21 protein-coding genes, 1 tRNA gene and 1 pseudogene are annotated in these 23,654 nt (G+C 67.5%); 9 read left to right on the forward strand and 14 right to left on the reverse strand.

Annotated elements, in window-relative coordinates:
- Positions 1-147 precede the first annotated feature (147 nt).
- The 3 genes and pseudogenes from AC5Y4S_RS09270 to AC5Y4S_RS09280 all read left to right on the forward strand — a co-directional run bounded on the left by AC5Y4S_RS09270 (position 148) and on the right by AC5Y4S_RS09280 (position 1,454).
- On the forward strand, positions 148-756 hold the full coding sequence (locus tag AC5Y4S_RS09270) for a DUF7711 family protein (RefSeq protein WP_500032325.1): 609 nt from the start codon (positions 148-150) through the stop codon (positions 754-756).
- A gap of 117 nt (positions 757-873) precedes the next feature.
- Positions 874-1,128, forward strand: a pseudogene (locus AC5Y4S_RS09275) (type II toxin-antitoxin system antitoxin MazE5); the annotation flags it as partial.
- Positions 1,125-1,454, forward strand: a complete 330-nt coding sequence (locus AC5Y4S_RS09280; RefSeq protein ID WP_500032326.1) for a type II toxin-antitoxin system PemK/MazF family toxin — start codon at positions 1,125-1,127, stop codon at positions 1,452-1,454. The pseudogene AC5Y4S_RS09275 and the gene AC5Y4S_RS09280, both read left to right, overlap by 4 nt.
- A gap of 363 nt (positions 1,455-1,817) precedes the next feature.
- Here the strand turns inward: AC5Y4S_RS09280 and AC5Y4S_RS09285 are convergent, their stop codons facing one another.
- The 8 genes from AC5Y4S_RS09285 to AC5Y4S_RS09320 form a co-directional block, all read right to left on the reverse strand.
- Positions 1,818-2,639, reverse strand: coding sequence for an HpcH/HpaI aldolase/citrate lyase family protein (locus AC5Y4S_RS09285; RefSeq protein ID WP_500032327.1), 822 nt, complete (start codon positions 2,637-2,639; stop codon positions 1,818-1,820).
- Positions 2,639-3,133, reverse strand: coding sequence for a MaoC family dehydratase (locus AC5Y4S_RS09290; protein ID WP_500032328.1), 495 nt, complete (start codon positions 3,131-3,133; stop codon positions 2,639-2,641). Before AC5Y4S_RS09290 ends, AC5Y4S_RS09285 begins: the two co-directional genes overlap by 1 nt.
- Before the next feature lie 106 nt (positions 3,134-3,239).
- The gene (locus AC5Y4S_RS09295; RefSeq protein ID WP_068178251.1) at positions 3,240-4,415 is read right to left on the reverse strand and encodes an acyl-CoA dehydrogenase family protein; all 1,176 of its coding nucleotides are present in this window, start codon (positions 4,413-4,415) and stop codon (positions 3,240-3,242) included.
- Complete coding sequence (locus tag AC5Y4S_RS09300; protein ID WP_500032329.1) at positions 4,412-6,382, reverse strand: acetyl/propionyl/methylcrotonyl-CoA carboxylase subunit alpha; 1,971 nt, start codon at positions 6,380-6,382, stop codon at positions 4,412-4,414. The genes AC5Y4S_RS09295 and AC5Y4S_RS09300 overlap by 4 nt, the downstream gene beginning before the upstream one ends.
- A gap of 4 nt (positions 6,383-6,386) precedes the next feature.
- A complete protein-coding gene (locus AC5Y4S_RS09305; RefSeq protein WP_500032330.1) occupies positions 6,387-7,973 on the reverse strand; it encodes a carboxyl transferase domain-containing protein in 1,587 nt (528 codons plus the stop codon).
- Positions 7,970-8,620: a CoA transferase subunit B gene (locus AC5Y4S_RS09310; RefSeq protein ID WP_500032331.1), complete on the reverse strand. Its 651-nt coding sequence runs from the start codon at positions 8,618-8,620 to the stop codon at positions 7,970-7,972. The genes AC5Y4S_RS09305 and AC5Y4S_RS09310 overlap by 4 nt, the downstream gene beginning before the upstream one ends.
- Entirely contained in the window at positions 8,617-9,369 is a 753-nt protein-coding gene (locus tag AC5Y4S_RS09315; RefSeq protein ID WP_500032332.1) for a CoA transferase subunit A, read from the reverse strand. Before AC5Y4S_RS09315 ends, AC5Y4S_RS09310 begins: the two co-directional genes overlap by 4 nt.
- Before the next feature lie 83 nt (positions 9,370-9,452).
- The gene (locus tag AC5Y4S_RS09320; RefSeq protein WP_500032333.1) at positions 9,453-11,120 is read right to left on the reverse strand and encodes an AMP-binding protein; all 1,668 of its coding nucleotides are present in this window, start codon (positions 11,118-11,120) and stop codon (positions 9,453-9,455) included.
- A 72-nt stretch (positions 11,121-11,192) separates the two neighbouring features.
- On the opposite strand from AC5Y4S_RS09320, the gene AC5Y4S_RS09325 reads away from it, so the two are divergent.
- Both AC5Y4S_RS09325 and AC5Y4S_RS09330 read left to right on the forward strand, forming a co-directional pair.
- Entirely contained in the window at positions 11,193-11,840 is a 648-nt protein-coding gene (locus tag AC5Y4S_RS09325; protein ID WP_500032334.1) for an SACE_7040 family transcriptional regulator, read from the forward strand.
- A 67-nt stretch (positions 11,841-11,907) separates the two neighbouring features.
- Complete coding sequence (locus AC5Y4S_RS09330; protein WP_500032335.1) at positions 11,908-12,696, forward strand: MmpS family transport accessory protein; 789 nt, start codon at positions 11,908-11,910, stop codon at positions 12,694-12,696.
- A 2-nt stretch (positions 12,697-12,698) separates the two neighbouring features.
- Here the strand turns inward: AC5Y4S_RS09330 and AC5Y4S_RS09335 are convergent, their stop codons facing one another.
- A complete protein-coding gene (locus AC5Y4S_RS09335) occupies positions 12,699-14,018 on the reverse strand; it encodes an MFS transporter (protein WP_500032336.1) in 1,320 nt (439 codons plus the stop codon).
- Positions 14,019-14,061: 43 nt separating this feature from the next.
- On the opposite strand from AC5Y4S_RS09335, the gene cmrA reads away from it, so the two are divergent.
- Both cmrA and AC5Y4S_RS09345 read left to right on the forward strand, forming a co-directional pair.
- Entirely contained in the window at positions 14,062-14,868 is an 807-nt protein-coding gene (gene cmrA / locus AC5Y4S_RS09340; protein WP_500032337.1) for a mycolate reductase, read from the forward strand.
- A gap of 252 nt (positions 14,869-15,120) precedes the next feature.
- Positions 15,121-16,056 carry a cyclopropane mycolic acid synthase family methyltransferase gene (locus AC5Y4S_RS09345; protein ID WP_500032338.1) on the forward strand — a complete coding sequence of 312 codons (936 nt, stop codon included), beginning with the start codon at positions 15,121-15,123 and terminating at the stop codon, positions 16,054-16,056.
- Between the two features lie 3 nt (positions 16,057-16,059).
- Here AC5Y4S_RS09345 and AC5Y4S_RS09350 read toward each other — a convergent pair whose 3' ends face one another.
- Entirely contained in the window at positions 16,060-17,616 is a 1,557-nt protein-coding gene (locus AC5Y4S_RS09350) for a helicase HerA-like domain-containing protein (RefSeq protein ID WP_500032339.1), read from the reverse strand.
- Between the two features lie 105 nt (positions 17,617-17,721).
- Here AC5Y4S_RS09350 and orn point away from each other — a divergent pair, with 105 nt between their 5' ends.
- Positions 17,722-18,369 (forward strand): oligoribonuclease, encoded by a 648-nt coding sequence (orn, locus tag AC5Y4S_RS09355; protein WP_067155274.1) that lies wholly within the window; start codon positions 17,722-17,724, stop codon positions 18,367-18,369.
- A gap of 53 nt (positions 18,370-18,422) precedes the next feature.
- Positions 18,423-18,495, forward strand: a tRNA-His gene (locus AC5Y4S_RS09360).
- Between the two features lie 50 nt (positions 18,496-18,545).
- Here AC5Y4S_RS09360 and AC5Y4S_RS09365 read toward each other — a convergent pair.
- The 4 genes from AC5Y4S_RS09365 to AC5Y4S_RS09380 form a co-directional block, all read right to left on the reverse strand.
- Positions 18,546-18,836 carry a hypothetical protein gene (locus AC5Y4S_RS09365; RefSeq protein WP_067155278.1) on the reverse strand — a complete coding sequence of 97 codons (291 nt, stop codon included), beginning with the start codon at positions 18,834-18,836 and terminating at the stop codon, positions 18,546-18,548.
- Positions 18,837-18,923: 87 nt separating this feature from the next.
- Positions 18,924-20,147, reverse strand: coding sequence for a L,D-transpeptidase (locus AC5Y4S_RS09370; RefSeq protein WP_500032340.1), 1,224 nt, complete (start codon positions 20,145-20,147; stop codon positions 18,924-18,926).
- A 117-nt stretch (positions 20,148-20,264) separates the two neighbouring features.
- Positions 20,265-21,158 (reverse strand): DMT family transporter, encoded by an 894-nt coding sequence (locus tag AC5Y4S_RS09375; RefSeq protein WP_500032341.1) that lies wholly within the window; start codon positions 21,156-21,158, stop codon positions 20,265-20,267.
- A complete protein-coding gene (locus AC5Y4S_RS09380; protein WP_500032342.1) occupies positions 21,151-23,511 on the reverse strand; it encodes an MMPL family transporter in 2,361 nt (786 codons plus the stop codon). The genes AC5Y4S_RS09375 and AC5Y4S_RS09380 overlap by 8 nt, the downstream gene beginning before the upstream one ends.
- Between the last annotated feature and the right edge of the window lie 143 nt (positions 23,512-23,654).

Genomic DNA, 23,654 nt, shown 5'->3' on the forward strand with positions numbered 1-23,654 from the left:
CGGACATCGTCTGCCCACCCCGAGGCATGGGCATGTTCGGCCCGGAATGCCTGTCGCGGTGCGCGTTTCGATCAATCGACACCCAATCAATACGGGCGCCCCGCCGTGGGTGCCATGACACTCGGCCAATGTGATTACCCTAACGCCATGAAGCGTTCGACGGCCATCGGGCATCTTGTCGAGATGGCGACGGTCGCGGCGCAGTGGCTGGAACTCGGCGACCGACATCGGTGGCCCCTGAATGAGATATGGGTGACCGGGGGGCTGCTGTCGCTCGCTGAGACCCTGGACACGGGAGCAGTCGTGCTCGTTCTCGATCTTCCCGCCGAGGAGCTTCCCTGGCTGGCAATACACCCCGCCGGAGAAGCGATTGGCCACCAACTGGGTCTCGGTAAGCGGCCGTTTCTCTGGTGTTACCGACCGCGAGCATGGCCGGCATGGAGTCATCAGCATCGGCGGGTAGTGAAGGTCTGGGCCGTTGACACCGGCCTTGACTTGTCGGCGATCGACGCCCTCCGGTCGCGCCGGTTGGAGCGCCTGGCCATTGTCCAGCCGTCCGACGCCGAGCTGACGACGCAGTTGCGGGCCGAGCTGGCAGTGTCGCGTGAGCACCTGCGATCTGTGCTCGAGGGCTACTGGGACCGCGACTGGCGCCGACGCCACAAAGGCTATGACGAATCGCCCGAGGATCACCTGTGGCGGGCGGCAACCGCTCTGGCTGAGATGCTGGACGCCGTTGACAATCTGAGTCAGTGACTGGTTGCGCGCTTCATGCGGCCGAATAGTTTTCCAGCGTTAGCGACGCCCCGGCGGTCCCAGACGATCAAAGTCGGGTCCTAACGGCCGCGGGAGCGGAGCGTGGCGAACATGCAGGTATGGCATAGTTATGGCATGAATCGCATACGATTGAGCACCACGGTGGACGCCAAGTTATTGAGCAGTGCGCGCGACGTGCGTGCGGGCATCACTGACGCCGCCCTCATCGATGAGGCTCTCGGTGCCTTACTCGCTCGTCATCGATCGGGTGAGATTAATGCGAGCTATGCCGCCTACGACGAGCACCCGGCCGATGAGCCTGACGAGTGGGGTGACCTGGCGTCCTGGCGGCGGGCGGCGGGGGCTTCGTGAGTGAACTGCCAGCACGCGGAGAGGTGTGGTGGTGCGAAATGCCCGAGATCGGTCGGCGCCCGGTTGTGGTGCTGTCGCGTGATGCGGCGATCCCTCGGCTTCGACGCGCACTCGTCGCTCCCTGCACCACGACCGTCCGAGGGCTGGCAAGCGAAGTCATCCTTGAACCTGGTGTCGATCCGATCCCCCGGCGTTCGGCGGTCAACCTGGACTCGGTCGAAAGTGTCTCGATCGCAGTATTGGTCAGTCGGCTTGGCCGGCTTGCCGATACCCGGATGCGCGCGATCTGCACTGCCCTTGAGGTCGCAGTTGACTGCTCCGGCTGACGCCATAGCAAGCCGGCAGGTTCGGTGACCGAATTCGTATTGCCCGCAAACGGCTCTGCTCGCCAACAAACTCATTATCTTAAAGAAGCGATTCGGCCCAGCAGGCTCGAATGGACGTCAGCATCTGAGCGTACGACGAAATCGGATACCGGGGGCTATCAGTAGAGTGCGCCGCGTTCAGAAGTCGTTGTACCACAAAATATTCCGATATAAGAGCTTACCGATAATCGGTCGGTTTCGACGTGTATTTTCTCGTGACGTAGCAGTCGGGTTCGATAGCAACGCACCCGTTGACTCCGAGCCCCAAGTTGACCAAGGTCGGTCGCGGCGGTAGAAGCACGACGGCTCCGCGACGTCGATCAGTTAGCCCGACGCGGGCTCCCCCGCCCGCCGCAGCAACATCTCCGCGTGCTTGAGCACCGGCGAGTCGACCATCTGTCCCTCGAACGCGAACACGCCACGCTCGGTGCGCGCCGCCGCCAACACCCGGTGTGCCCAGTCCAGCTTCTCCTCGCTGGGGCGGTAGGCCTCCCGCACGACGGCGACCTGGCTGGGGTGGATGCAGACGGTCGCGTCGAAACCGACGGCGACGGCGTCGTCGGCCTCGGCCCGGAGGCCCTCGATGTCCCGGATGTCCAAATGGACGGCGTCGAGCGCGATCCGGCCGAACGCGGACGCCGCGAGCAGGGCGGCCGAGCGCACGTGCCGGGCGACGTCGCGATAGGTGCCGTCGGCCAGCCGGCTGGAGCTGCCGCCGAGGGTGGCGACCAGGTCCTCGGCACCCCACATCACGGCCGCGGTGCCCTCGGCCGCGGCGATCTCGGCGACGAACACCGCGCCGCGCGGCGTCTCGATCAGCGCGACCACCTCGCGCGGCGCCAGCGCGGTGACCTGCGCGGCCGATTCGGTCTTGGAGAGCATCACCGTGGTGTAGGCGGTCTCGGCCAGTGCCTCCAGGTCGCGGGCGTACTCGTCGGTGCCGGCGGCGTTGATCCGCACCACGGTGCGCTCGGGGTCCAGCGGGGTTTCCCGCAGCGCCTTGCGGGCAGCGGGCTTGTCGGCGTCGGCCACGCCGTCTTCGAGGTCGAGGATCACGACGTCGGCCGCGGCGGCGGCCTTGGCGAAACGCTCGGGACGGTCGGCCGGGCAGAACAACCAGGCCGGGCCGGCGGCGCGCAGGTCCATCACGACTCCTCTGTGTCTGGCCGCTTTTGTACCAGGGTGGTCCGCACCGCCCGCGCCACGACGTCGCCGTGCTGGTTGCGGCCCGTGTGCTCGAGGGTGACGATGCCCTCGCCGGGCCGGCTCTTCGACTCGCGCTTGTCGGTGCACACGGTCTCGGCGTACAGGGTGTCGCCGTGGAAGACGGGCTTGGGGAACGACACCTCGGAGAAGCCGAGGTTGGCGACGATCGTGCCGAGTGTCAACTGCGCCACCGACAGCCCCACCAGCGTGGAGAGGGTGAACATCGAGTTCACCAACCGCTCGCCGCGGAAGCCCGGCTGCTCGGCGGCCCACGCCGCGTCCAGGTGCAGCGACTGGGTGTTCATCGTCAGCGTGGTGAACAACACGTTGTCGGCCTCGGTGACGGTGCGGCCGGGACGGTGCAGGTAGGTGGTGCCGATCTCGAACTCCTCAAACCACAAGCCCCGCTGGATAATCGACCGGGGTTCCGTCATGAGCGCCGCTCTCCCCCGCAAGCGGGAGGTGCCCCCACCTCATCGCTCAGTCCCCCTCGCCGCTGCGCGGCTGGGGGCACCCCCACTGCATCGTCGCCGGCGCGCGTCACGACAGCCCCAGCGACCGCGCGATCAGCATCAGCTGCACTTCCGTAGTGCCTTCACCGATCTCGAGGATCTTGCTGTCGCGATAGTGGCGCGCCACCGGATACTCGTTCATGAAGCCATAGCCGCCGTGGATCTGCGTGGCGTCGCGGGCGTTGTCCATCGCGGCCTCGGAGGAAACCATCTTCGCGATCGCCGCCTCCTTCTTGAAGGGCTTGCCCGCCAACATCTTCGCGGCGGCCTCGTAATACGCCGTGCGCGCGACGTGGGCGCGGGCCTCCATCCGCGCGATCTTGAAGCTGATCGCCTGATACGAACCGATCGGCTGGCCAAACGACTGGCGTTCCTTGGCGTACTTGACGCTTTCATCGACGCAGCCCTGCGCGACCCCGGTCGCCAGCGCGGCGATCGCGATGCGGCCCTCGTCCAGGATGGACAGGAAGTTCGCGTAGCCGGTCCCGCGGGCGCCCAACAGGTTCTCCTCCGGGACGCGGGCGTCGGCGAAGCTCAGCGGGTGGGTGTCGGACGCGTTCCAGCCGACCTTGTTGTAGACCGGTTCGACGGTGAACCCCGGTGTGCCGCTGGGCACGATGATCGTCGAGATCTCCTTCTTGTCGCCCGCCAGGGTTCCGGTGACCGCCGTGACGGTGACCAGCGACGTGATGTCGGTGCCGGAGTTGGTGATGAACTGCTTGCTGCCGTTGATCACCCACTCACCGTCGTCGAGCCGGGCGGTGGTGCGAGTGGCGCCCGCGTCGGAGCCGGCACCCGGCTCCGTCAGCCCGAAACCCGCCAGCGCCCGGCCGGCGGTCAGGTCCGGCAGCCATTTCTGCTTCTGCTCCTCGGTGCCGAACCGGTAGATCGGCATCGCGCCGAGCCCGACGCCAGCCTCCAGCGTGATGGCCACCGACTGGTCGACCTTGCCGAGTTCTTCCAGCGCGAGCGCCAGCGCGAAGTAGTCGCCGCCCATGCCGCCGTACTCCTCCGGAAAGGGCAGCCCGAACAAGCCCATCTCGGCCATCTTGGCGACGACCTCGTACGGGAAGCTGTGTTCCTCATCGTGTTTGGCCGACACCGGCGCGACCACGGTCCGCGCGAAGTCGGCGACGGTGTCGCGAAGGTCCTCGTATTCCTTGGGTAACGTTCCCCCGGAAATCGTAGTAATTGTTGTCGTCATGATCCGTCCTTAATTCGAGCCAGCACCTGATCGACTTTCACCTGATCGCCGACCGATACGAGCAGCTCCGCTCGACCCGAAACCGGTGCGGGCAGAGAATGTTCCATCTTCATCGCCTCGACGACGACGATCACGTCGCCCTCGGAGACCTCGTCGCCGGAGCTGACCTGCACGGCGATCACGTTGCCGGGCATGGGGCTGACGACCTCGGCCGGCCGCTCGCCTGCCGCGCGGTGAATCTTGTGCTCCTCAGCCTCGCGCAGGTGCCAGGTTCCCCGCTCGTCGGCGATCCACAGGTGCCGGTCGGCCTCGGCCCACCAGTAGTCGCGGCGCCGCCCGTCCAGCGTCGCGCTCATCCGTGCGCTGTCGAGTTCCGCGCTGGCGGAAACGATCTCGCCCTCGCCGACCTGAACCCGGGCGGCCTCGGGCGTTCCCCATACCGACACCGTCTCGCTGCGCAGCGGGGTGCGCATCGCGGTGCGCACCGGCGCGGCGCCACCACCGACCCGCCATCCCGTCGGCACCGCCCACGGGTTCCCCCGGCCGCGGCGCGCCAGAACCCACTGGCGGTACAGCCCGCCTGCGGCGAGCACGTCGTCGGGCGCCGGCGCCGGCGCGAAGTCCGCCAGCCGCTCGTCGAGCAGCGCGGTGTCCAGATCACCGGCGCGCACCCGGTCATCGGCCAGCAGGAAGCGGAGGAATTCGACGTTGGCCTGCACGCCGAGGATCACGGTTTGCCCCAGTGCCCGATCGAGTTTCGCGAGCGCCTCCTCGCGATCGTCGCCGTGGGCGATCACCTTGCTCAGCATCGGGTCGTAGTCGCTGCCGACCCGCGTGCCGGCCAGCAGCGACGAGTCCACCCGCACGCCGGCACCCGACGGTTCGGACACCGCGAGCACTTCGCCGCCGGTGGGCAGGAACCCGCGCGCGGGATCCTCCGCGTACACGCGGGCCTCGATCGCGTGCCCGCGCAGTTCGATGTCGTCCTGGGCGAACCCCAGCTTCTCGCCGGCGGCCACCCGCAGCTGCCACTCCACCAGGTCCAGGCCCGTGACCGCCTCGGTGACCGGATGCTCCACCTGCAGCCGGGTGTTCATCTCCATGAAGAAGAACTCGTCGGGACGCTCCGCGGAGACGATGAACTCCACCGTCCCCGCGCCGACGTAGTCCACGCTGCGGGCGGTGTTGCAGGCCGCGGCGCCGATCCGCGCGCGTGTCGCGGGATCGAGCAGCGGCGAGGGCGCCTCCTCGATGACCTTCTGGTGGCGCCGTTGCAGGCTGCACTCGCGCTCGCCCAGATGAACCACGTTGCCGTGCGTGTCGGCGAGCACCTGCACCTCGATATGCCTGGGCCGCAACACAAACCGCTCCAGGAACAGCGTGTCGTCGCCGAACGAGGAGGCGGCCTCCCGTCGCGCACCCACCAGCGCCTCGCGCAGCCGCGCGGGGTCCTCCACCAGCCGCATGCCCTTGCCGCCGCCGCCGGCGGACGGCTTGATCAACACCGGATAGCCGATCTCGTCGGCGGCGGCGACGAGTTCGTCATCGGTCAGGCCCGGCTTGGCTATTCCGGGCACCACCGGGACGTCGAACGCGGCGACGGCGTTCTTCGCGGTGATCTTGTCGCCCATCACCTCGATCGCCCGTGGCGGCGGGCCCAGGAACACCACGCCGGCGCGCTCGCACGCCGCGGCGAAATGCGCGTTCTCCGAGAGGAACCCGTAGCCCGGGTGGATCGCCCGGGACCCGGTGCGCACCGCGGCGTCGACGACCTTGTCGATGTCGAGGTAGCTTTCCCGCGCCGCGGCGGGCCCGAGGCGCACGGCGGTGTCGGCCTCGAGCACGTGCCGCGCGGCGGCGTCGGGGTCGCTGTAGACGGCGACCGACCGGATGCCGAGCCGGCGCAGCGTGCGGATCACCCGCACCGCGATCTCGCCGCGGTTGGCCACTAATACGGTTTCGAACATCGCCTCACATCCGGAATACGCCGTAGGAGACCGGTTCCAGCGGCGCATGGGCGCACGCCGAAAGGGCAAGCCCAAGAATCGTTCTGGTGTCGGCCGGGTCGATGATGCCGTCGTCCCACAATCGCGCCGTCGAGTAGTAGGGGTTGCCCTGGTCCTCGTACTGCGCCCGGATGGGGGCCTTGAACGCCTCCTCGTCGTCGGCCGACCACGGTTTGCCCGCCGCGCTGAGCTGCTCGCCGCGTACCGTCGCCAGCACCGACGCGGCCTGCTCGCCGCCCATCACCGAGATGCGTGCGTTGGGCCACATCCACAGGAAGCGGGGCGAATACGCGCGTCCACACATCGAGTAGTTGCCCGCCCCGTAGGAGCCGCCGATGACGACGGTCAGCTTGGGCACCCGGGCGCAGGCCACGGCCGTGACCATCTTGGCGCCGTGCTTGGCGATGCCGCCGGCCTCGTAGTCGCGGCCGACCATGAACCCGGCGATGTTCTGCAGAAATAGCAGCGGAATCCTGCGCTTGTCGCACAGCTCGATGAAATGCGCGCCCTTCAAAGCCGATTCGCTGAACAGCACGCCGTTGTTGGCGACGATGCCCACGGGATGGCCCTGGATGCGCGCGAAGGCCGTCACCAGCGTCTTGCCGTAATTGGCCTTGAATTCGCTGAATTCGCTGCCGTCGACCAGGCGCACGATGACCTCGTGCACGTCGTAGGGCACGCGGGGATCCGGTGGCACCACGTCGTAGAGCTCAGTCTGTGCGTGCCTGGGCTCGACCGACGGTTGCACCTCCCACTGGGCGGGCTCGCGCGGCCCGAACGTGGCCGCGATGGACCGGACGATCCGCAGCGCGTCCTCGTCGTCGTCGGCGAGGTGGTCGGTGACGCCGGAGACCCGCGAATGCAGGTCGCCGCCGCCGAGTTCCTCGGCCGAGACGATCTCACCGGTGGCGGCTTTGACCAACGGCGGGCCGCCGAGAAAGATGGTGCCCTGCTCGCGCACGATGACGGCCTCGTCGCTCATCGCCGGCACGTAGGCGCCGCCCGCCGTGCACGATCCCAACACCGCGGCCACTTGCGGAATCCCCTTGGCGCTCATGGTCGCCTGGTTGTAGAAGATCCGGCCGAAGTGCTCGCGGTCGGGAAAGACCTCGTCCTGGCGCGGCAGAAACGCGCCGCCGGAGTCGACCAGGTAGATGCACGGCAGCCGATTCTGCAACGCGACTTCCTGCGCGCGCAGGTGCTTCTTGACCGTCATCGGGTAGTAGGTGCCGCCTTTGACGGTCGCGTCGTTGGCGACGATCACGCACTCGCGCTCGGATACCCGGCCGATCCCGGTGATGATCCCGGCCCCCGGGGACTCGTCGTCGTACATGCCACCGGCCGCCAGCGGGGCCAGCTCCAAAAACGGGCTGCCGGGGTCGAGCAGGCGGTCCACCCGCTCGCGGGGCAGCAGCTTGCCGCGGCTGACGTGGCGTTCCCGCGCGCGTTCGTTGCCGCCTAGCGCGGCGGCGGCCAACTTGGCGTTCAATTCGGCGACCAGCCGCCGGTGCTCGTCGGCGAACGACGGCGCGGTGGTGACGGCGGTGCTCATGTAGGCCTCCCGGTGGTCGCCGGCATAAGGGGCGGTTCGGTTTTGGCGATCACCTCGTCGACCGAGACCTCGGGGGCGGTCTCCACGAGGTGCAGGCCGTCGTCGCGGACGTCAATGACGGCGAGGTCCGTGATGATGCGGTCGACGCAGCCGACGCCGGTCAGCGGAAGGGTGCACCGCTCAACGACTTTCGGGCTGCCATCCTTGGCGGTGTGTTCCATCATCACGATCACCTTGCGGGCGCCGTGCACCAGGTCCATCGCGCCGCCCATGCCCTTGACCAGCTTTCCCGGAATCATCCAGTTGGCCAGGTCGCCAGTCGCCGAGACTTGCATGGCGCCGAGCACCGCGACGTCGAGGTGCCCGCCGCGGATGATCCCGAACGAGGTCGAGGAGCCGAAGAACGCCGCACCCGGCATCGTGGTGACCGTTTCCTTGCCCGCGTTGATCAGATCCGCGTCGACGTCCTCGGGCCTGGGATACGGCCCGACACCGAGTATCCCGTTCTCCGAATGCACGACGACGGTGACTCCCTCGGGGATGTGGTTCGGGATCAGGGTGGGCAGGCCGATGCCGAGGTTGACGTACTGGCCGTCCTCGAATTCGGCCGCCACCCGCGCGGCGAGGCCCTCCCTGGTCCAGCTCACCGCACCGTGACCTTCTCAATCGGCTTGGCGGGGTCGGGCACGTGCACGACCCGGTGCACGAAGACGCCCGGGGTGTGCACCGCGGCCGGGTCGATTTCCCCGGGCGCGACCAGGTGTTCGACCTCGGCGATGGTGATCCTGCCGGCCGTCGCGCAGTCGGGATTGAAGTTGGCGGCGGCCGCCCGGTAGACGAGATTGCCGTGCCGGTCGCCCTTCCAGGCGTGCACCAGCGCGAAGTCGGTGCGGATCGCCCGCTCGAGAACGTAGGTGACGCCGTCGAACTCGCGGGTCTCCTTCGGGGGCGACATCACGGCCACCCCACCCGAAGCGTCGTAGCGCCATGGCAGGCCGCCGTCGGCGACCGGGGTGCCGACCCCTGCGGGGGTGTAGAAGGCCGGGATTCCCATCCCGCCGGCGCGCAGCCGCTCCGCCAGAGTGCCCTGCGGGGTGAGCTCCACCTCGAGTTCGCCGGCGAGGATCTGGCGGGCGAACTCCTTGTTGTCGCCGACGTACGACGCGACGGCCCGGCGAATTCGCTTGTGGTGCAACAGCGCTTCCAGGCCGACACCGTAACCGCCGCAATTGTTGGACACCGTCTCGAGGTCGCGCACGCCGGAGTCGACCAGCGCCGAGATCAGCGCCTCGGGGATGCCGCAGAACCCGAATCCCCCGACCGCCAGAGACGACCCGTCGGTTATGTCGGCCACGGCGTCGGCAGCCGCCGTAGGTGAGGTGACCACCTTGTCCATCGCCGCAGCAGCCTCCTGATTTCAGTTAATCCTCATTAACTGGCGTGAGAATACCATCGCCGAGCACGCTGCGTCCAGGGCGCTCAGCCCTGGTCACGCAGGTACTCGATCGCTTGCTCGCGCATCTCGGTTTTGCGCACCTTGCCGGTGACGGTCATCGGGAACTCGTCGACGACCCGGAGGTAACACGGGACCTTGAAGTGCGCGATCCGCCCGGCGCAGAACTCGCGCAGGCTCTCGATGGTCAGCGCCGGCGCTCCGGCGCGCAGGATCACCACCGCCATGACCTCCTCGCCATAACGTTCGTCGGGCACCCCGATGACCTGGGCGTCGACGACGTCGGGGTGGGTGTACAGGAACTCTTCGATCTCGCGCGGTGAGATGTTCTCGCCGCCACGGACGATGAGGTCCTTGATGCGACCGGTGATCTGGACATAGCCGCATTCGTCCATCACGGCCAGGTCCCCGGTGTGCATCCAGCCGTCCGCGTCGATAACCTCGGCGGTCCGCTCCGGGTCGTTCCAATACCCGGCCATCACCGAATAGCCCCGGGTGCAGAACTCGCCCGCCACCCCGCGCGACACGGTGTGCCCGCCCGTCGCGTCCACCACCTTGACCTCCAGATGCGGGCCCACCCGGCCGACCGTCGCGACCCGCCGTTCCAGTGAGTCGTCGATGCGCGTCTGGGTTGATACCGGCGATGTTTCGGTCATGCCGTAGCAGATGGAGACGCCCGGCATGTGCATGCGTTCGATCACCTTGCGCATCACCTCAACCGGGCACGGCGAGCCGGCCATGATCCCGGTGCGCAGGCTGCCCAATTCGTAGTCGTCGAAGTCCGCCAGGCCGAGCTCGGCGATGAACATGGTCGGGACGCCGTAGAGGCTGGTGCAGCGTTCGGCCTGCACCGCCCGCAGCGTAGCGGCGGGGTCGAAACCCGGCGCCGGAATCACCATGCACGCGCCGTGGCTGGTCGCCGCCAGGTTGCCCATCACCATGCCGAAGCAGTGGTAGAAGGGCACCGGGATGCAGATCCGATCCCGCGCGGTGTACTCGAGCAGCTCGCCCACCAGGTAGCCGTTGTTCAGTATGTTGCGGTGGGTCAGCGTCGCCGCCTTCGGGTATCCCGTTGTGCCGGAGGTGTATTGGATGTTGACCGGGTCGCGGCAATCCAGGGCGGTCGCGATCGCCGCCAGCCTCGCCGGGTCGGCGTCGGTGCCGGACAGCTCGTTCCACCGCTCGCCGTCCAGGAGCACCACGTCGCTCAGGTCGGGGCAGTGCGGCGCCACCTCACGCAGCATCGCGGCGTAGTCGGTGGTCTTGAAATCCCGGGCGGCGACCACCATCGCGACCCCGGATTGCCTTAGCGCATAGTCCAATTCGCGTTGCTGGTAGGCCGGGTTGATGGTCACCAGGGTCGCGCCGATCTCCGCGGTCGCGTACTGGACTAGCACCCACTCCCACCGGTTGGGCGCCCAGATCCCGACGCGATCGCCCCGGCGGATCCCCGCGCCGACCAATCCCGTTGCCAACCTGCGCACCAAGGCCAGCAATTCGACGTAGCTCCAGCGTCGCCCCGCGGCCACGTCGACCAGTGCGTCGCGTTGCGGATGCTCGGCGGCCGTGGCGGCGAGGTTGGCCCCGATCGTCGTTTCGAGCAACGGCGGATCGCTCGGCCCCCGGTCGTATGAAAGGTGTGCCACGGCGCCTCCGGCTGGTTCGGTTACCAACCGTAAACCCTTCTCGGACATCTGTAACCGGGCCCGCTCGTGCTAAGTTAGTGACGATTAACCGAACGGACGAGCTGTGGACGGAGGCCCGCCTTGACTGCATCCGCGCCAGAGGGCCAGGCCGACGCCCCAAATCGCCGGAGCCAGTTGAAGTCCGACCGGCGCGTGCAACTCTTGTCGGCCGCCGAACGGCTCTTCGCCGAGCGCGGCTTCCTCGCGGTGCGCCTCGAAGACATCGGTGCCGCCGCCGGGGTGAGCGGCCCGGCGATCTATCGCCACTTCCCCAACAAGGAGTCGATGTTGGTCGAGTTGCTGGTGGGGATCAGCACCCGGCTGCTTGCCGGCGCCCGGAGCGCACGGGCCCGCAATGCCGACGCGACGGCCGCGTTGGACGAGCTCATCGACTTCCACCTCGACTTCGCCCTGGGTGAACCCGACCTGATCCGGATCCAGGATCGCGACCTGGCGCACCTGCCCGAGGCCGCCGAAAGGCAGGTCCGCAAGGCGCAGCGTCAATATGTCGAGGTCTGGGTGGGTGTACTGCGTGAGCTCAATCCCAAGCTGGCCGAGGCCGACGCCCGGCTGACGGCGCACGCGGTGTTCGGCCTGCTGAACTCGACACCGCACAGCATGAAGTCCCCGGACGATACGCGGTCACGACCGGCTCGCGCGACGCGGTCACGCGCTGTCATGCGGGCGATGACGGTCGCCGCACTCAGTGCCGCCAATTCCTGCCCCTGAGTCGCGTACTTCGGAGTCTCACCGCCGAACCGCCCGGTCCAGGTACCCTGCAAGCCATGAGGTGGACATGAACGATCCACGTCGACCCGAGCGGTTTAGTCCCCCTCTACCGGGGTCAGGACCGGCCGGGCGGCAGGGTTACCCGTATCCGCCCGTCGACCCCGCATACGCCGACCAGGCGGGGCCCTACGCGCCCACCTATGGTGGGTATGGCTCGCAATGGACCTCCGATCTGAACGACACCAAACAGTTGCCCGGCTACTGGCAGCAGGAGCTGCCGACGTCGGGTGACGCACCGCCCGAGGGGGCCGCTCCCCCGGCGCCGGGGGGCCGGAAGCCGCCGCGCTGGTTGTGGATCGGCGCCGGTGTGGCGGTGCTGCTGGCGGTCGCGCTGGTGATAGCGCTGGTGCTGGTCAACGACGCGATCAGGAACCAGACCGTTGTTCCGCCGCTGCCGGCCATGCCCGGTTCGACTGCGGAAACGCCGACGCCGAGCCCGTCGACCCGGACGACCCCGCCGTCGCGCACGTTCCGGCCGTTGCCGCCGCCGACGGCGTCGGGCGCGCCGCCCGAGACGACCGGCCCGGTGGAGATGCAAGACGTCGTCTACAACGTCACCGGCGAGGGCCGCGCGCTCAGCATCGTCTACATCGGCACCGGCGACATGCTGCAGACCGAGTTCAACGTCGCGCTGCCGTGGAGCAAAGAGGTCAGCCTGTCCAAGTCGGCCACGCACCCGCCGAACGTCACGGTCGTCAACTTCGGACACAACGTCACCTGCTCGCTGACCGTCGCCGGGGTCCAGGTGAGCCAGCGCGAAGGGGTGGGCCTGACGGTCTGCGACGCGCGCGGCTAGGCCTACGCGGGCTGGCCGGCGCGCGCCGGAACCCGAACCACCAGCATCGCCGCCAGTCCGGCGGTCAGCACCAGACAGATCCCGGCAATCCCGGCACGCACGGCGCCGAAGACGTCGACGAAGACGGAGAACAGCCATGGCGCCACGAACGCGACCGCCCGTCCCGTCATCGTGTAGAGGCCGAACGCGACACCCTCCCCGCCGTCCTTCGCCAACTGCAGCAGCAGGGCGCGCGACGACGCAAGGGAAGGACCGACGAACATGGCCAGCAGCAATCCGCAGAGCCAGAACGCGTGCGGACCGGACACCGCCATCATGGTGGCCGACACGGCGATGAGCGCGACCAGCGACCCGACGATCACCGGTTTGGATCCGATCCGGTGGTCGACGAACCCGCCGGTCATCGCGCCGATTGCGGCCACGACGCTGGCCGCCACGCCGAACACCAGCACGTCGGCCTGGGACAGGCCGTACACGTTGACGCCGAGCACGGCGCCGAAGCCGAAGATGGCCGCCAGCCCGTCCCGGAACAGCGCGCTGGCCCCCAGGAAATAGACCAAGTTGCGATTGCGGCGCCATTCCGTACGCACCTCTGCCCACAGCTTGCGATAGCCGCCCAGCATGCTGGTCGGGCGCGACGTTTCGCCGGAGTCCGGCAGCCGGTGGGCGACGAACAGCAGCGGTAGCGCCAGCACGGCGAACCACGCCGCGGTCAGCAGCATCGCCGCCCGGACATAGAGCCCGTCGTGGACGGGCACGTGCAGCAGCCCGCGCTCCGGACCGGTTCCGGCGATGAACCCGAAATAGACCAGTAGCAGCAGGACCACGCTGCCGGTAAACCCCGACGCCGCGCCGAGGCCGGAGATGCGCCCCGCCGTCCGCGGCGTCGAGACCTGACGCAGCATGGCGTTGTAGGGAACCCCGGCGAGATCACCGCACGCGGCCGTGGCGGACAGCAGCACCAGGCCCGCCCAAAGATAGCTGGGATCGTCGCGGATCAAGAACATCGAGCTGGTCGACGCGACGGCGAGACCGCTCAAGACCGTCAGCACCACCCGCCGACGGTGCGGGGCCTCCACCCACACCCCCACGACCGGCGCCAGCACGGCGATGGTCAACCCCGCGACCGCGAGCGAGCGACCGAGCCAACTCGCCGGCGAGGTGCCACCGGACATTCCGGCGCCGACGCTGCCGGTCAGGTAGACCGAGAAGACGAAGGTCGCCACGATCGCGTTCATGCCGAGGGAGCCGCAGTCGTACAGCGCCCACGCCACCACCTGCGATGGCACGGGCCCGACGGCGTCCGGCCCTCGCTGACTCATGCTCGGCACTCTATTGGGTGCGAGGCTGTCTACCATGGGCCGCATGCCGGTCCCAGCTCCCAGTCCCGACGCGCGCGCCGTTGTCACCGGGGCTTCGCAAAACATCGGCGCGGCGCTGGCCACCGAACTTGCCGCCCGCGGGCACAACCTGATCGTGACCGCGCGCCGCGAGGACCTGCTCAACGGCCTGGCCGCCCGGCTGACCGACAAGTACGGAGTCGTCGTCGAGGTGCGCCCCGCCGACCTGGCCGACCCGACGGAACGGGCGAAACTGTGCGACGAACTCGCCGCCCGTCCCGTCTCGATCCTGTGCGCCAACGCGGGCACGGCGACGTTCGGTCCGGTCGCGGGCCTCGACCCGGCGGGCGAGAAGGCCCAGGTGCAGCTGAACGCCATTGCCGTGCATGACCTTACGTTGGCGGTGCTGCCGGGCATGGTCGAGCGCAAGGCGGGCGGCATCCTGATTTCCGGTTCGGCGGCCGGCAATTCGCCGATTCCCTACAACGCCACCTATGCGGCCACCAAGGCGTTCGCCAACACGTTCAGCGAATCTCTGCGCGGCGAACTGCGCAATTCCGGTGTGCACGTCACGCTGTTGGCGCCGGGGCCGGTTCGCACCGACCTCCCCGATGAGGCCGAACGGTCCCTGGTGGAGAAGCTGGTACCCGACTTTCTGTGGATCTCGACCGAGCACACCGCACAGATTTCCTTGGATGCGTTGGAGCGCAACAAGATGCGCGTGGTGCCCGGCCTGACATCGAAGGCCATGTCGGTGGCGAGCGGGTACGCCCCTCGCGCGATCGTCGCACCGATCGCGGGCAGTTTCTACAAGAAGCTCGGTGGTGGGTAGGGGCTACTTCCGGCGGCTCTCCAGTTCGTCACAAAAGGGTTCGCTGTGTCGCCGCCCATGGCGCGCAGGCTCAGAACCATTCCGAAGTGTCGCCCCGAGTGCGGTGAGCCGGTCTCGGGCGTGTGTTCGGGGTCACCCCAGCGGTATCCGACGAACGACAGGCCACGCGCCCGGCGAACCCCTTAGACTTCCCCTCATTCGGGGAGCGACGCGGGTATTCTGCACAGACAGTGCATTTCGTTCGGGGGGGAGATGACGAACATAGCTGACGTGCAGCCCGGCCCGACCAAGACACGGACCCGTCCCGAGGACATCCGGGCACATTACGACCTCTCAGACGACTTCTTCGCGCTGTTCCAGGACCCCAGCCGCACGTATAGCTGCGCCTACTTCGAGCCGCCGGATCTCACCCTCGAAGAGGCGCAGTTCGCCAAGATTGACCTCAACCTCGACACGCTGGACCTCAAGCCGGGGATGACGCTGCTGGACATCGGCTGCGGCTGGGGCACCACCATGAAGCGCGCCGTCGAAAGATTCGACGTCAACGTCATCGGCTTAACGCTGTCCCACAATCAGCACGCCCACTGTGAACAGGTCCTCAGCGCCATCGACAGCACTCGGTCGCGCGAGGTTCGGTTGCAGAATTGGGAAGACTTTTTCGAGCCCGTCGACCGGATCGTATCGATTGAGGCCTTCGAGCACTTCGGGCACGAGAACTACAGCGACTTCTTCAAGCGGTGCTTCGACATCATGCCGGACGACGGTCGGATGACGATCCAGACCAACATCAGCTACCACCCCTACGACTTGGCCGCCCGCGGCAAGAAGCTGACCTTCGAGACGATGCGATTCATCAGGTTCATGATCACCGATATCTTCCCCGGTGCGCGGCTGCCGTCAACGTCGATGATGGTCGAACACGCCGAGAAGGCGGGATTTATTGTGCCAGAACCGGTTTCGTTGCGTCGACACTACATCCGAACGCTGCATCTCTGGGGTGACGCGCTGGAGTCCAACAAGGAGAAGGCCGTTGAGGTCACCTCCGAAGAGACCTACAACCAGTACGTGAAGTACCTGCGCGGTTGCGAACACTACTTCTCCGAGGAGATGTTGGACTGCATTGTGGTCAGCCACCTCAAGCCGGGGGCCGTCACGCAGTCAGCCGAAAAAACGCCGAATTTGCGCTAGGCGCTACTTCCGGCGGCGTCCGCCGGTACCGAAGATCGCTTTCACCGCTTCGCGGATCGCGGTGTTGATGCCGCTTTTCACCGTCGGGTTCTTCAGGACCTCCTCCCACATCGCCGGACCCTTCGGTTCCGCCGGCTCCACGGGAGCGGGCATCGGCGGAATCGGCTCGTTCGGTGGGACCGGCGGGTAGTCGGAATGGGTTTGCGGAACTTGCGGACCGGCCTGGGGTTGCGCCGGTTGTTGAACCGTTTGCCCGTACTTGGCTTGCAGCGGACTGTCTTTGGCCGCGGCGGCGATCGCGTCGGTGCCGATCGAGGCCATCAACGAACGGGGCACCCGCATGCGCGTCCACGCGACGGGAGTCGGTGCGCCCTTTTCGGACAGCACGGTCACGACGGCCTCGCCGATCCCCAGCGACGTCAGCGCCGACTCCAGGTCGTAGACATCGGTTTTCGGATAGGTGCGCACGGTCTTGGACAGAGCCTGCTGATCGTCGGGCGTGAACGCCCGCAACGCGTGCTGCACCCGAGCGCCCAGCTGAGACAGCACGTCATTGGGTATGTCGGTGGGTAGCTGGGTGCAGAAGAAGACCCCGACACCCTTGGAGCGGATCAGCTTGACGGTCTGTTCGACCTGCTCGAGGAACGCCTTGGACGCGTCGGCGAACAATAGGTGCGCCTCGTCGAAGAAGAAGACGAGCTTGGGCCGGTCCACGTCGCCGATCTCGGGGAGTTTGGCGTACAGGTCGGCGAGCAACCACATGAGGAAGGTGGAGAAGATGACGGGACGCACCGACTGACCCGTGAACTCCAGCAGGGAGATGATCCCTTGGCCCTGGCCGTCGGTGCGCAGCAGATCGTTCGGATCGAGCTTGGGCTCGCCGAAGAACGTGTCGCCACCCTCGGCGTCGAGGTTCACCAGCGCCCGCAGGATGACGCCCGCCGTCGTCGCCGACACGCCGCCCAGGGACTTCAGGTCTTCCTTGCCCGCGTCGCTGGTCAGGTAGCTGATGGCGCCGCGCAGATCGTCGGTGGTGACCAGCCGCCAGTCTCGACCCTTCGCCCAATGGAAGATCAACCCGAGGGTCGACTCCTGGGTCGCGTTGAGCCCCAATACCTTTGACAACAGAACGGGGCCGAAGCTGTCGACCGTCGCACGTATCGGCACGCCGATTCCCTTGGTGCCCAACGAAAGGAACTCCACCGGGAACGCCGTTCCCGTCCAGTTGTCGCCGGTGTCTTTCGCACGCGCGTTGGTCTTGTCGTTGGCTTCTCCGGGCCGGGACAGCCCGGACAGGTCGCCCTTCACATCTGCCATCAGCACGGGCACGCCCGCGGCGCTTAGCTGTTCGGCGATCAGTTGCAGCGTCTTGGTTTTGCCGGTTCCCGTCGCCCCGGCCACCAGCCCGTGGCGGTTGACGGTGGCCAGCGGGATGCGAATCTGCGCGGTCGGGTCCGCCGCCCCGTCGACGACGACCGTGCCCAATTCCAAAGCCTGGCCCTGGACGGCGTAGCCGCTGGCGATCCGCTGCGCGGGTGTCGCCGCTGAGTCGGTGGTCATCGTGCTCGCCCCTCTTTCCGAGTCGCGCCCGTCCGGTCCGGCACACTCACACTACTTCCCAGGCCCCGGCAGAGGCAGAGCTGAAATGCGCATACGCTGAGCGCTGTGCGCGACGAATTGGTGTGGATCGACTGTGAGATGACGGGGCTGGACCTGGCCTCGGACAAGCTGATCGAGATCGCGGTGTTGGTCACCGACGCCGAGCTGAACGTCCTGGGCGACGGGGTCGATGTAGTGATCCACGCCGACGACGCCGCGCTGTCGTCGATGATCGACGTGGTCGCCGAAATGCATTCGCGCTCGGGGCTCATCGACGAGGTGAAAGCGTCCACCGTCGACCTGGCCACCGCCGAGGCGATGGTGCTGGACTACATCACCACACACGTCAAGCAACCCAAGACGGCGCCGCTGGCGGGCAACTCGATCGCCACGGACCGCTCGTTCATCGCCCGCGACATGCCGAAGCTGGACTCCTACCTGCACTACCGGATGATCGACGTCAGCTCCATCAAGGAACTCTGCCGGCGCTGGTACCCGCGCATCTACTACGGACAGCCCGCCAAGGGGCTTACGCACCGAGCGCTGGCCGACATCCATGAATCCATCCGCGAATTGCAGTACTACCGGCGGACCGCGTTCGTCCCCCTGCCAGGGCCGTCTACCAGCGAAATCGAGATGGTGGTCGCCGATCTCCAGGACGGAGAGAATCCAACTCAAACAATCGATTCGGAGACCGAGCCACCGAGCGGCTAGTATCGATGGTCGCCGCTCGTTGGCCCAGGTATGGGTGCCGGCTCGCGGCAATGGTGGCTGTAGTTCAGCTGGTAGAGCACCAGGTTGTGATCCTGGGTGTCGCGGGTTCGAGTCCCGTCAGCCACCCAACAGGCCGGAGGGCGTCTCGTCCTCCGGCCTTTTTTGCAAGGGTGCGTCTATCCCGGCGCCAGCGGCCGTTTCAGCGTGCAGACGATGCTCCACTCGAAATAGTGGTCGCCGCCCTTGTCGTAGTCGCTGAAGTGGCGGGCGACCTGGACCCGTTGCACCGAGGAGCCGACGATCTCCCAGCCCTGTTCTCCGTAGACCTTGGACTGGCGGGCCGCCTCTTCGATCACGGCGTCCAACGACTCGTTCGTGTAATGGACGAAGGTGGTCTCCCAGCGCTGCGGGTACCAATTGCCGTCCGACGCCAGCCACCAACCGGGCCCGGGAGAAGGGGTGCTCATGGCCCGGCACCCTACAACGTTCAGGTCGCGGACGAATGAATGAAACGTGAAAGACGCATTGCCGAGCCGCCGGAAGGACGCGCCAGGCTAAGTATTGGCATTACCGGCCTGCCACACCGGCCACGGGACGTTCCAGTCGCCCAATCCCTCGGTGCCCGGCAGCGTCGATCCCACGGTGTGGACCACCTCGACGATGTCGCCACTCTTGCTGTGGTCGTAAAACCACTCGGCGTTGCTTGGGCTCACGTTCAGACAGCCGTGGCTGGTGTTCGTGTGGCCCTGGGCGCCGACCGACCAGGGCGCGGAATGCACGAAGACGCCGCTATACGAAATCTGCGTGGCCCACTCGACATCGGTGCGATACCCGTTGGGCGAGTTGACCGGCACGCCGTAGGTCGAGGAGTCCATGATGATGTGCTTGTACCGGCCGCCGACGATATAAAAGCCGTTCGCCGTGGGCGTGCTGTCCTTGCCCATCGAAGTCGGCATCGTCTTGACGACTTCGCCGTTGACGCGCACGGTCACCATCTTGGTGTTGTCGTCGGCCGTCGAGATGACCTCGTCGCCGATTGTGAAGTGCGTCTTGACGTTGTCCTCGCCGAACATCCCGTCACCCAGATCGACGCCGTAGGTGTTGACCGCCACGTCGATGGCGGTGCCCGGCTTCCAGAAATGCTCTGGGCGCCAACGCACTTCGCGGTTGTTCAGCCAGTAGAACGCGCCCTCGACGGGCGGGTTGGTGGTGATGACGATCGCCTTCTGCGCCGCGGCGCGGTTGGCGATGTTCTCGTCGAAGCGGATCGCCACCGGCTCACCGATGCCGACCACCTCACCGTCGCCCGGCGCCACGTAGGGCATCGTCAGGTGGGCCGGTGAACTCGTCTGGAAGGTCATCTGCCGGGTCGCGGCCCCACCGAGCCCCAGCGCCTTCACGTTCAGCGTGTAGCGCCGGTTGTAGCCCAACTGGTCGGTCGTCGACCAGCGCAGCCCGTCGGGGCTCAGCTGACCATTAACCGTCTTGCCGTTCTCGTTGACCATCGTGACCGACCCGATGACACCGTCGGCAACGCTGACCGTCACCGGCGCGTCCACCGTGACGCCGACGGCGCCGTCGGTCACCGAGGTGGTGAGCTTGGGGACCAGGAGGTCGGCGAACGGAGTGCCCTTGTCGAAGATGACCTTCGTCGGCGCCGCGGTGTGACTGCTACTGCAGGCAACGGCGACGACAGCAAACACGACCATGGCGGCAGCCAGCCATGATCGACGTCTGCGCAAAGGCGTCATCGAGCGACCTTCCAATTCAATCGGCATATTCGGTCACCGCTGACCAGAGTGGAAGCATTGTAATGGGTTTTTGGCCGCTCACAATGCGTCCTGCGAACGGATTGCGCACTCCGCCTGGGAAACCCGCGGACCGCCCGGACGCGATTACGCCGGTTGGCTGACCTGGCGCCGGCGGTCGGCCTCGACGCCATCACGGGTCACGACGGCCTCGACACGGGCGAGCTTGACGATCGCCGCCGTCATGACCAGCGCCGCGACGATCAGGGCGACTATGCCGGCGCGGCCCGCGTTCAGCGTCTCGCCGAGGACGACGACGCCCAGCACCGCCGCCACCACCGGCTGCGACATCTGCAGCATGGGCATCGACGCGGTCAGGGGCCCGGCCCGGAACGCCGCCTGACTCCAGACCACGCCCCCCGCCGCGGCCAGGACGCAGGCGTACAGCTCCGGGGTTCGGGCCACCGCCCACCCGCCATCGCCGAGCCGGGCGACGACCTCCTTGGTCAGCACCCCGAAAACACCCCACAGCGACCCCGACACGAACGCGAACAGCGCGGCGGCCATGGCACCACCACGAATCCGACCGGCCACGACGCACGCCACCAGCAGCGGCGCAAGCACGACAGCCACAGTCAGCCAGGTTCCCAGCGGGGCGCTCGAGCGACCGGCCCCTGGGTTGCCGACCACCACGACCACGACCACGGCGGCGGTCAGCAGGCCGCCCCAGATCCACTCGCCGCCGGTCACCCTGCGATGCCACGCGCGCGCGTTGATGGGCAGCGCGAACAGCAGCGAAAGCATGAGCAGCGCCTGCACCAGGAGCACCGACCCCTTGCCCAGGGCGGCCGCCTGCAAGGCGATGCTCGCGATGAGCAACAGCGCGCCCCACCACCACCGCCGGTTGCGCAGCAGGGTGGTGAGCAATGCGATGTGGCCGATGGACCTGTCCTCGATGCAGTGCGCCGCCCGTTGCTGCACGACGTCGCCGATGGCGATGCAGAGCGCGGAGCTCAACGCCAGGACGGCGGCGCTAACCACGCTCTGTCACCGCCCGGCTGGGCCACCTCCTGATCCGGGGCTGCCGCGGCTCGTGGGCGTCGGCGGCCCAACGGCGCCGACCAACCTTGGCGGCGTCGGCCTCCCCCGTCGCCAACCGTTCACGCAGCCGAACCAACGGCCTGGGCGCCCACCACGTCCACCGGCCGAGCAGGTGGATGAACGCGGGAACCAGGACCATCCGCACCAGGGTGGCATCGGCCAGGACGGCAAGCGTCAGGCCGACGCCGAGCATCCGCATGAACGAGACGTGCGCGGGGATCAGCGCGGCGAATGAGATCGACATCACCAGCGCGGCGGTGGTGACGACCCGGCCGATGCCGGCCAGGCCCAGCGCCGTGCTTTCGTCCGTCACCGCACGCGCCTCAGCGGGATTCGGTCGCTCCTCGCGGGCGACCGGAGAGGCCAGCCAGTACTCGTGGATCCGCGAGACCAGGAACACCTCGTAATCCATGGCGAGCCCAAATGCGATGCAGAACAACAACACTGGGATGTTGGCGTTCAACGTCCCGTTCGGTGTGGTCCCGAGTGCGCCGAGGTGCCCGTTTTGGAAGATCCACACCATCGCGCCGAACGCCGCCGTCAACGACAACACATTGCACACGAGTGCCTGCAGCGGTAGCACGGCGCTGCCGGTTAGCAAGAACAGCAGCGTGAACGTGATGGCGGCGATGAGCGCCAGCACGGCCGGCAGCCGCTGGGTGATCGTGTCGACGCTGTCGCGGTTGATCTGCGCCAGCCCGGTCATCTCCACCGACCGCCCGGCCGGTCTGCTGACCGCGTGCAACCGGTCGAGCTGGGTGTTCGACGCTTGCGAATACAGCGGCGCGGTGGTGGCCACGGTGAGGAATGCGCTGCCGTTGGCCATGCCGGTGGCCGCGGCGGGCGGCCCGGCCAGGGATCCGGCCACGAACATCCCGGTGGGCGCCGTGACGGCGGATACGTCGGGTACGCGCGACAGCGCGGCGGCGTAGCGCTCTAGGTCGGCGGTGGTCACCCCGCGGGCGTCGGGGAGGACGACGGATATCGAGGTTCCTAATCCGTTGCCGAAATCGTTGTCGAGCATGTCGGCCACCTGGCGCGCCGACGCCGAGCGGGGCAGCACGCGCTCGTCCGGGAAGCCCCACTTCACCCCCAGGAATGGGGCGCCCAGCAACAGCAGGAGCGCGACGACGGCCAAGCCGACCGGCATGGCGTGGCGCAGCACGAACTTGGTCGACCGGTACCAGAACAGCGAATAGACCGGCTTGTGGGCGTGGTCGCGCCACGACTTCGACCGCGGCGCCACCCCGCGCGCGAACCACCGGTGGACGTCGAGCGCGTCCAGTCGGGGACCCAGCAGCGTGATCGCCGCCGGTGTCACCACCACGGTGGCGATCGCCACGATGACCGCGGTGGCCACGATGGTGTAGGCGGACGATTTCAAGAAGTACATCGGGAACAGCGCCATCACGGCCATCGACAACCCGACGGTGGTGGCCGAGAACAGCACGGTGCGGCCGGCGGTCGCCATCGTCCGAAACAGCGCCCGATCCCGTTCGCCCGACCGTGCCAGCTCCTCGCGATAGCGGCTGATGATCAGCAGGTTGTAGTCGATCGCCAGCGCCAGACCCATCGCGATGCTCAGGTCCAGGGCGTACGTCGACACGTCGGTCGCGAAGCTGATCAGCCGCAACACCGACATCGTGCAGACGATGACCAGCCCGCCCACGCCGATCGGCAGCGCCGCGGCCACCACCCCGCCCAGCACCCAGACCAGCACCGCGAAGCTCAGCGGGATCGCGATGGACTCCATCAACAGCAGATCGCGCGCGTTCTGGTCATTGATCTGCGCATACGCCACCGCCATGCCGCCGGCGCGCACGGTGACGCTGCCGCGGTCGTGCACCAGCTCGCGGGCGAGGATGCTGGCGTAATCCTGCGCGTCGTTCTCGCCGCCTTTCAGCCCGGCCACGATCAGTCCCGAGGTTTTGTCCTTGCTGACCAGCTGGTTAGCGACCTGCGGCGGAGACGTCCACGCCGAGGACACATTCAGCACCCACGGCGACCGTTCCAGATGGTCGACGATGTCGGTGGCGACCTGGCGCGCCGGGCCGCTTTGGGCGCCGGCGGGGTCGGTCACGGCGATCAGCATCTGCTGATCGGTTTGGTTGAATCGGTCCCTGAGCAGGGCGGTCGCCCGCGCGGATTCCGACGTCGGGTCCTGGAAGCCGCCGCCGGACAGGCGGTTGACCACTGGTATTCCGAAGATGGCGGCGCCTATCAGGATCAGGAGGGTAGCCGCGATGATGCGACGCGGCGCGGCAATGGCGAGCCGCGTGATTCCTTGCAGCATGGGGTATGGCTATACCCAAACCCGGGCCGTCCGACCCACCCACCGGTGGGTTGCGCACGTCGATTGACGTTTGACGGTCCGACACCCGGGTATCGAACGAGAGCGGGCCCCCGGTATATAGATTCGGCGTCCGGAGCGCCGAT

The organism is Mycobacterium sp. NGS64 (assembly GCF_059812245.1).

Coding starts and splice junctions, on each gene's coding strand:
- cmrA (WP_500032337.1), top strand. CDS start 14,062: ATGCCGGTCCCAGCTCCCAGTCCCGACGCGCGCGCCGTTGTCACCGGG.
- AC5Y4S_RS09370 (WP_500032340.1), bottom strand. CDS start 20,147: ATGCCGATTGAATTGGAAGGTCGCTCGATGACGCCTTTGCGCAGACGT.
- AC5Y4S_RS09295 (WP_068178251.1), bottom strand. CDS start 4,415: ATGACGACAACAATTACTACGATTTCCGGGGGAACGTTACCCAAGGAA.
- AC5Y4S_RS09320 (WP_500032333.1), bottom strand. CDS start 11,120: ATGTCCGAGAAGGGTTTACGGTTGGTAACCGAACCAGCCGGAGGCGCC.
- AC5Y4S_RS09380 (WP_500032342.1), bottom strand. CDS start 23,511: ATGCTGCAAGGAATCACGCGGCTCGCCATTGCCGCGCCGCGTCGCATC.
- AC5Y4S_RS09285 (WP_500032327.1), bottom strand. CDS start 2,639: ATGGACCTGCGCGCCGCCGGCCCGGCCTGGTTGTTCTGCCCGGCCGAC.
- AC5Y4S_RS09300 (WP_500032329.1), bottom strand. CDS start 6,382: ATGTTCGAAACCGTATTAGTGGCCAACCGCGGCGAGATCGCGGTGCGG.
- AC5Y4S_RS09350 (WP_500032339.1), bottom strand. CDS start 17,616: ATGACCACCGACTCAGCGGCGACACCCGCGCAGCGGATCGCCAGCGGC.
- AC5Y4S_RS09365 (WP_067155278.1), bottom strand. CDS start 18,836: ATGAGCACCCCTTCTCCCGGGCCCGGTTGGTGGCTGGCGTCGGACGGC.
- AC5Y4S_RS09270 (WP_500032325.1), top strand. CDS start 148: ATGAAGCGTTCGACGGCCATCGGGCATCTTGTCGAGATGGCGACGGTC.
- AC5Y4S_RS09290 (WP_500032328.1), bottom strand. CDS start 3,133: ATGACGGAACCCCGGTCGATTATCCAGCGGGGCTTGTGGTTTGAGGAG.
- AC5Y4S_RS09305 (WP_500032330.1), bottom strand. CDS start 7,973: ATGAGCACCGCCGTCACCACCGCGCCGTCGTTCGCCGACGAGCACCGG.
- AC5Y4S_RS09345 (WP_500032338.1), top strand. CDS start 15,121: ATGACGAACATAGCTGACGTGCAGCCCGGCCCGACCAAGACACGGACC.
- AC5Y4S_RS09335 (WP_500032336.1), bottom strand. CDS start 14,018: ATGAGTCAGCGAGGGCCGGACGCCGTCGGGCCCGTGCCATCGCAGGTG.
- AC5Y4S_RS09330 (WP_500032335.1), top strand. CDS start 11,908: ATGAACGATCCACGTCGACCCGAGCGGTTTAGTCCCCCTCTACCGGGG.
- AC5Y4S_RS09315 (WP_500032332.1), bottom strand. CDS start 9,369: ATGGACAAGGTGGTCACCTCACCTACGGCGGCTGCCGACGCCGTGGCC.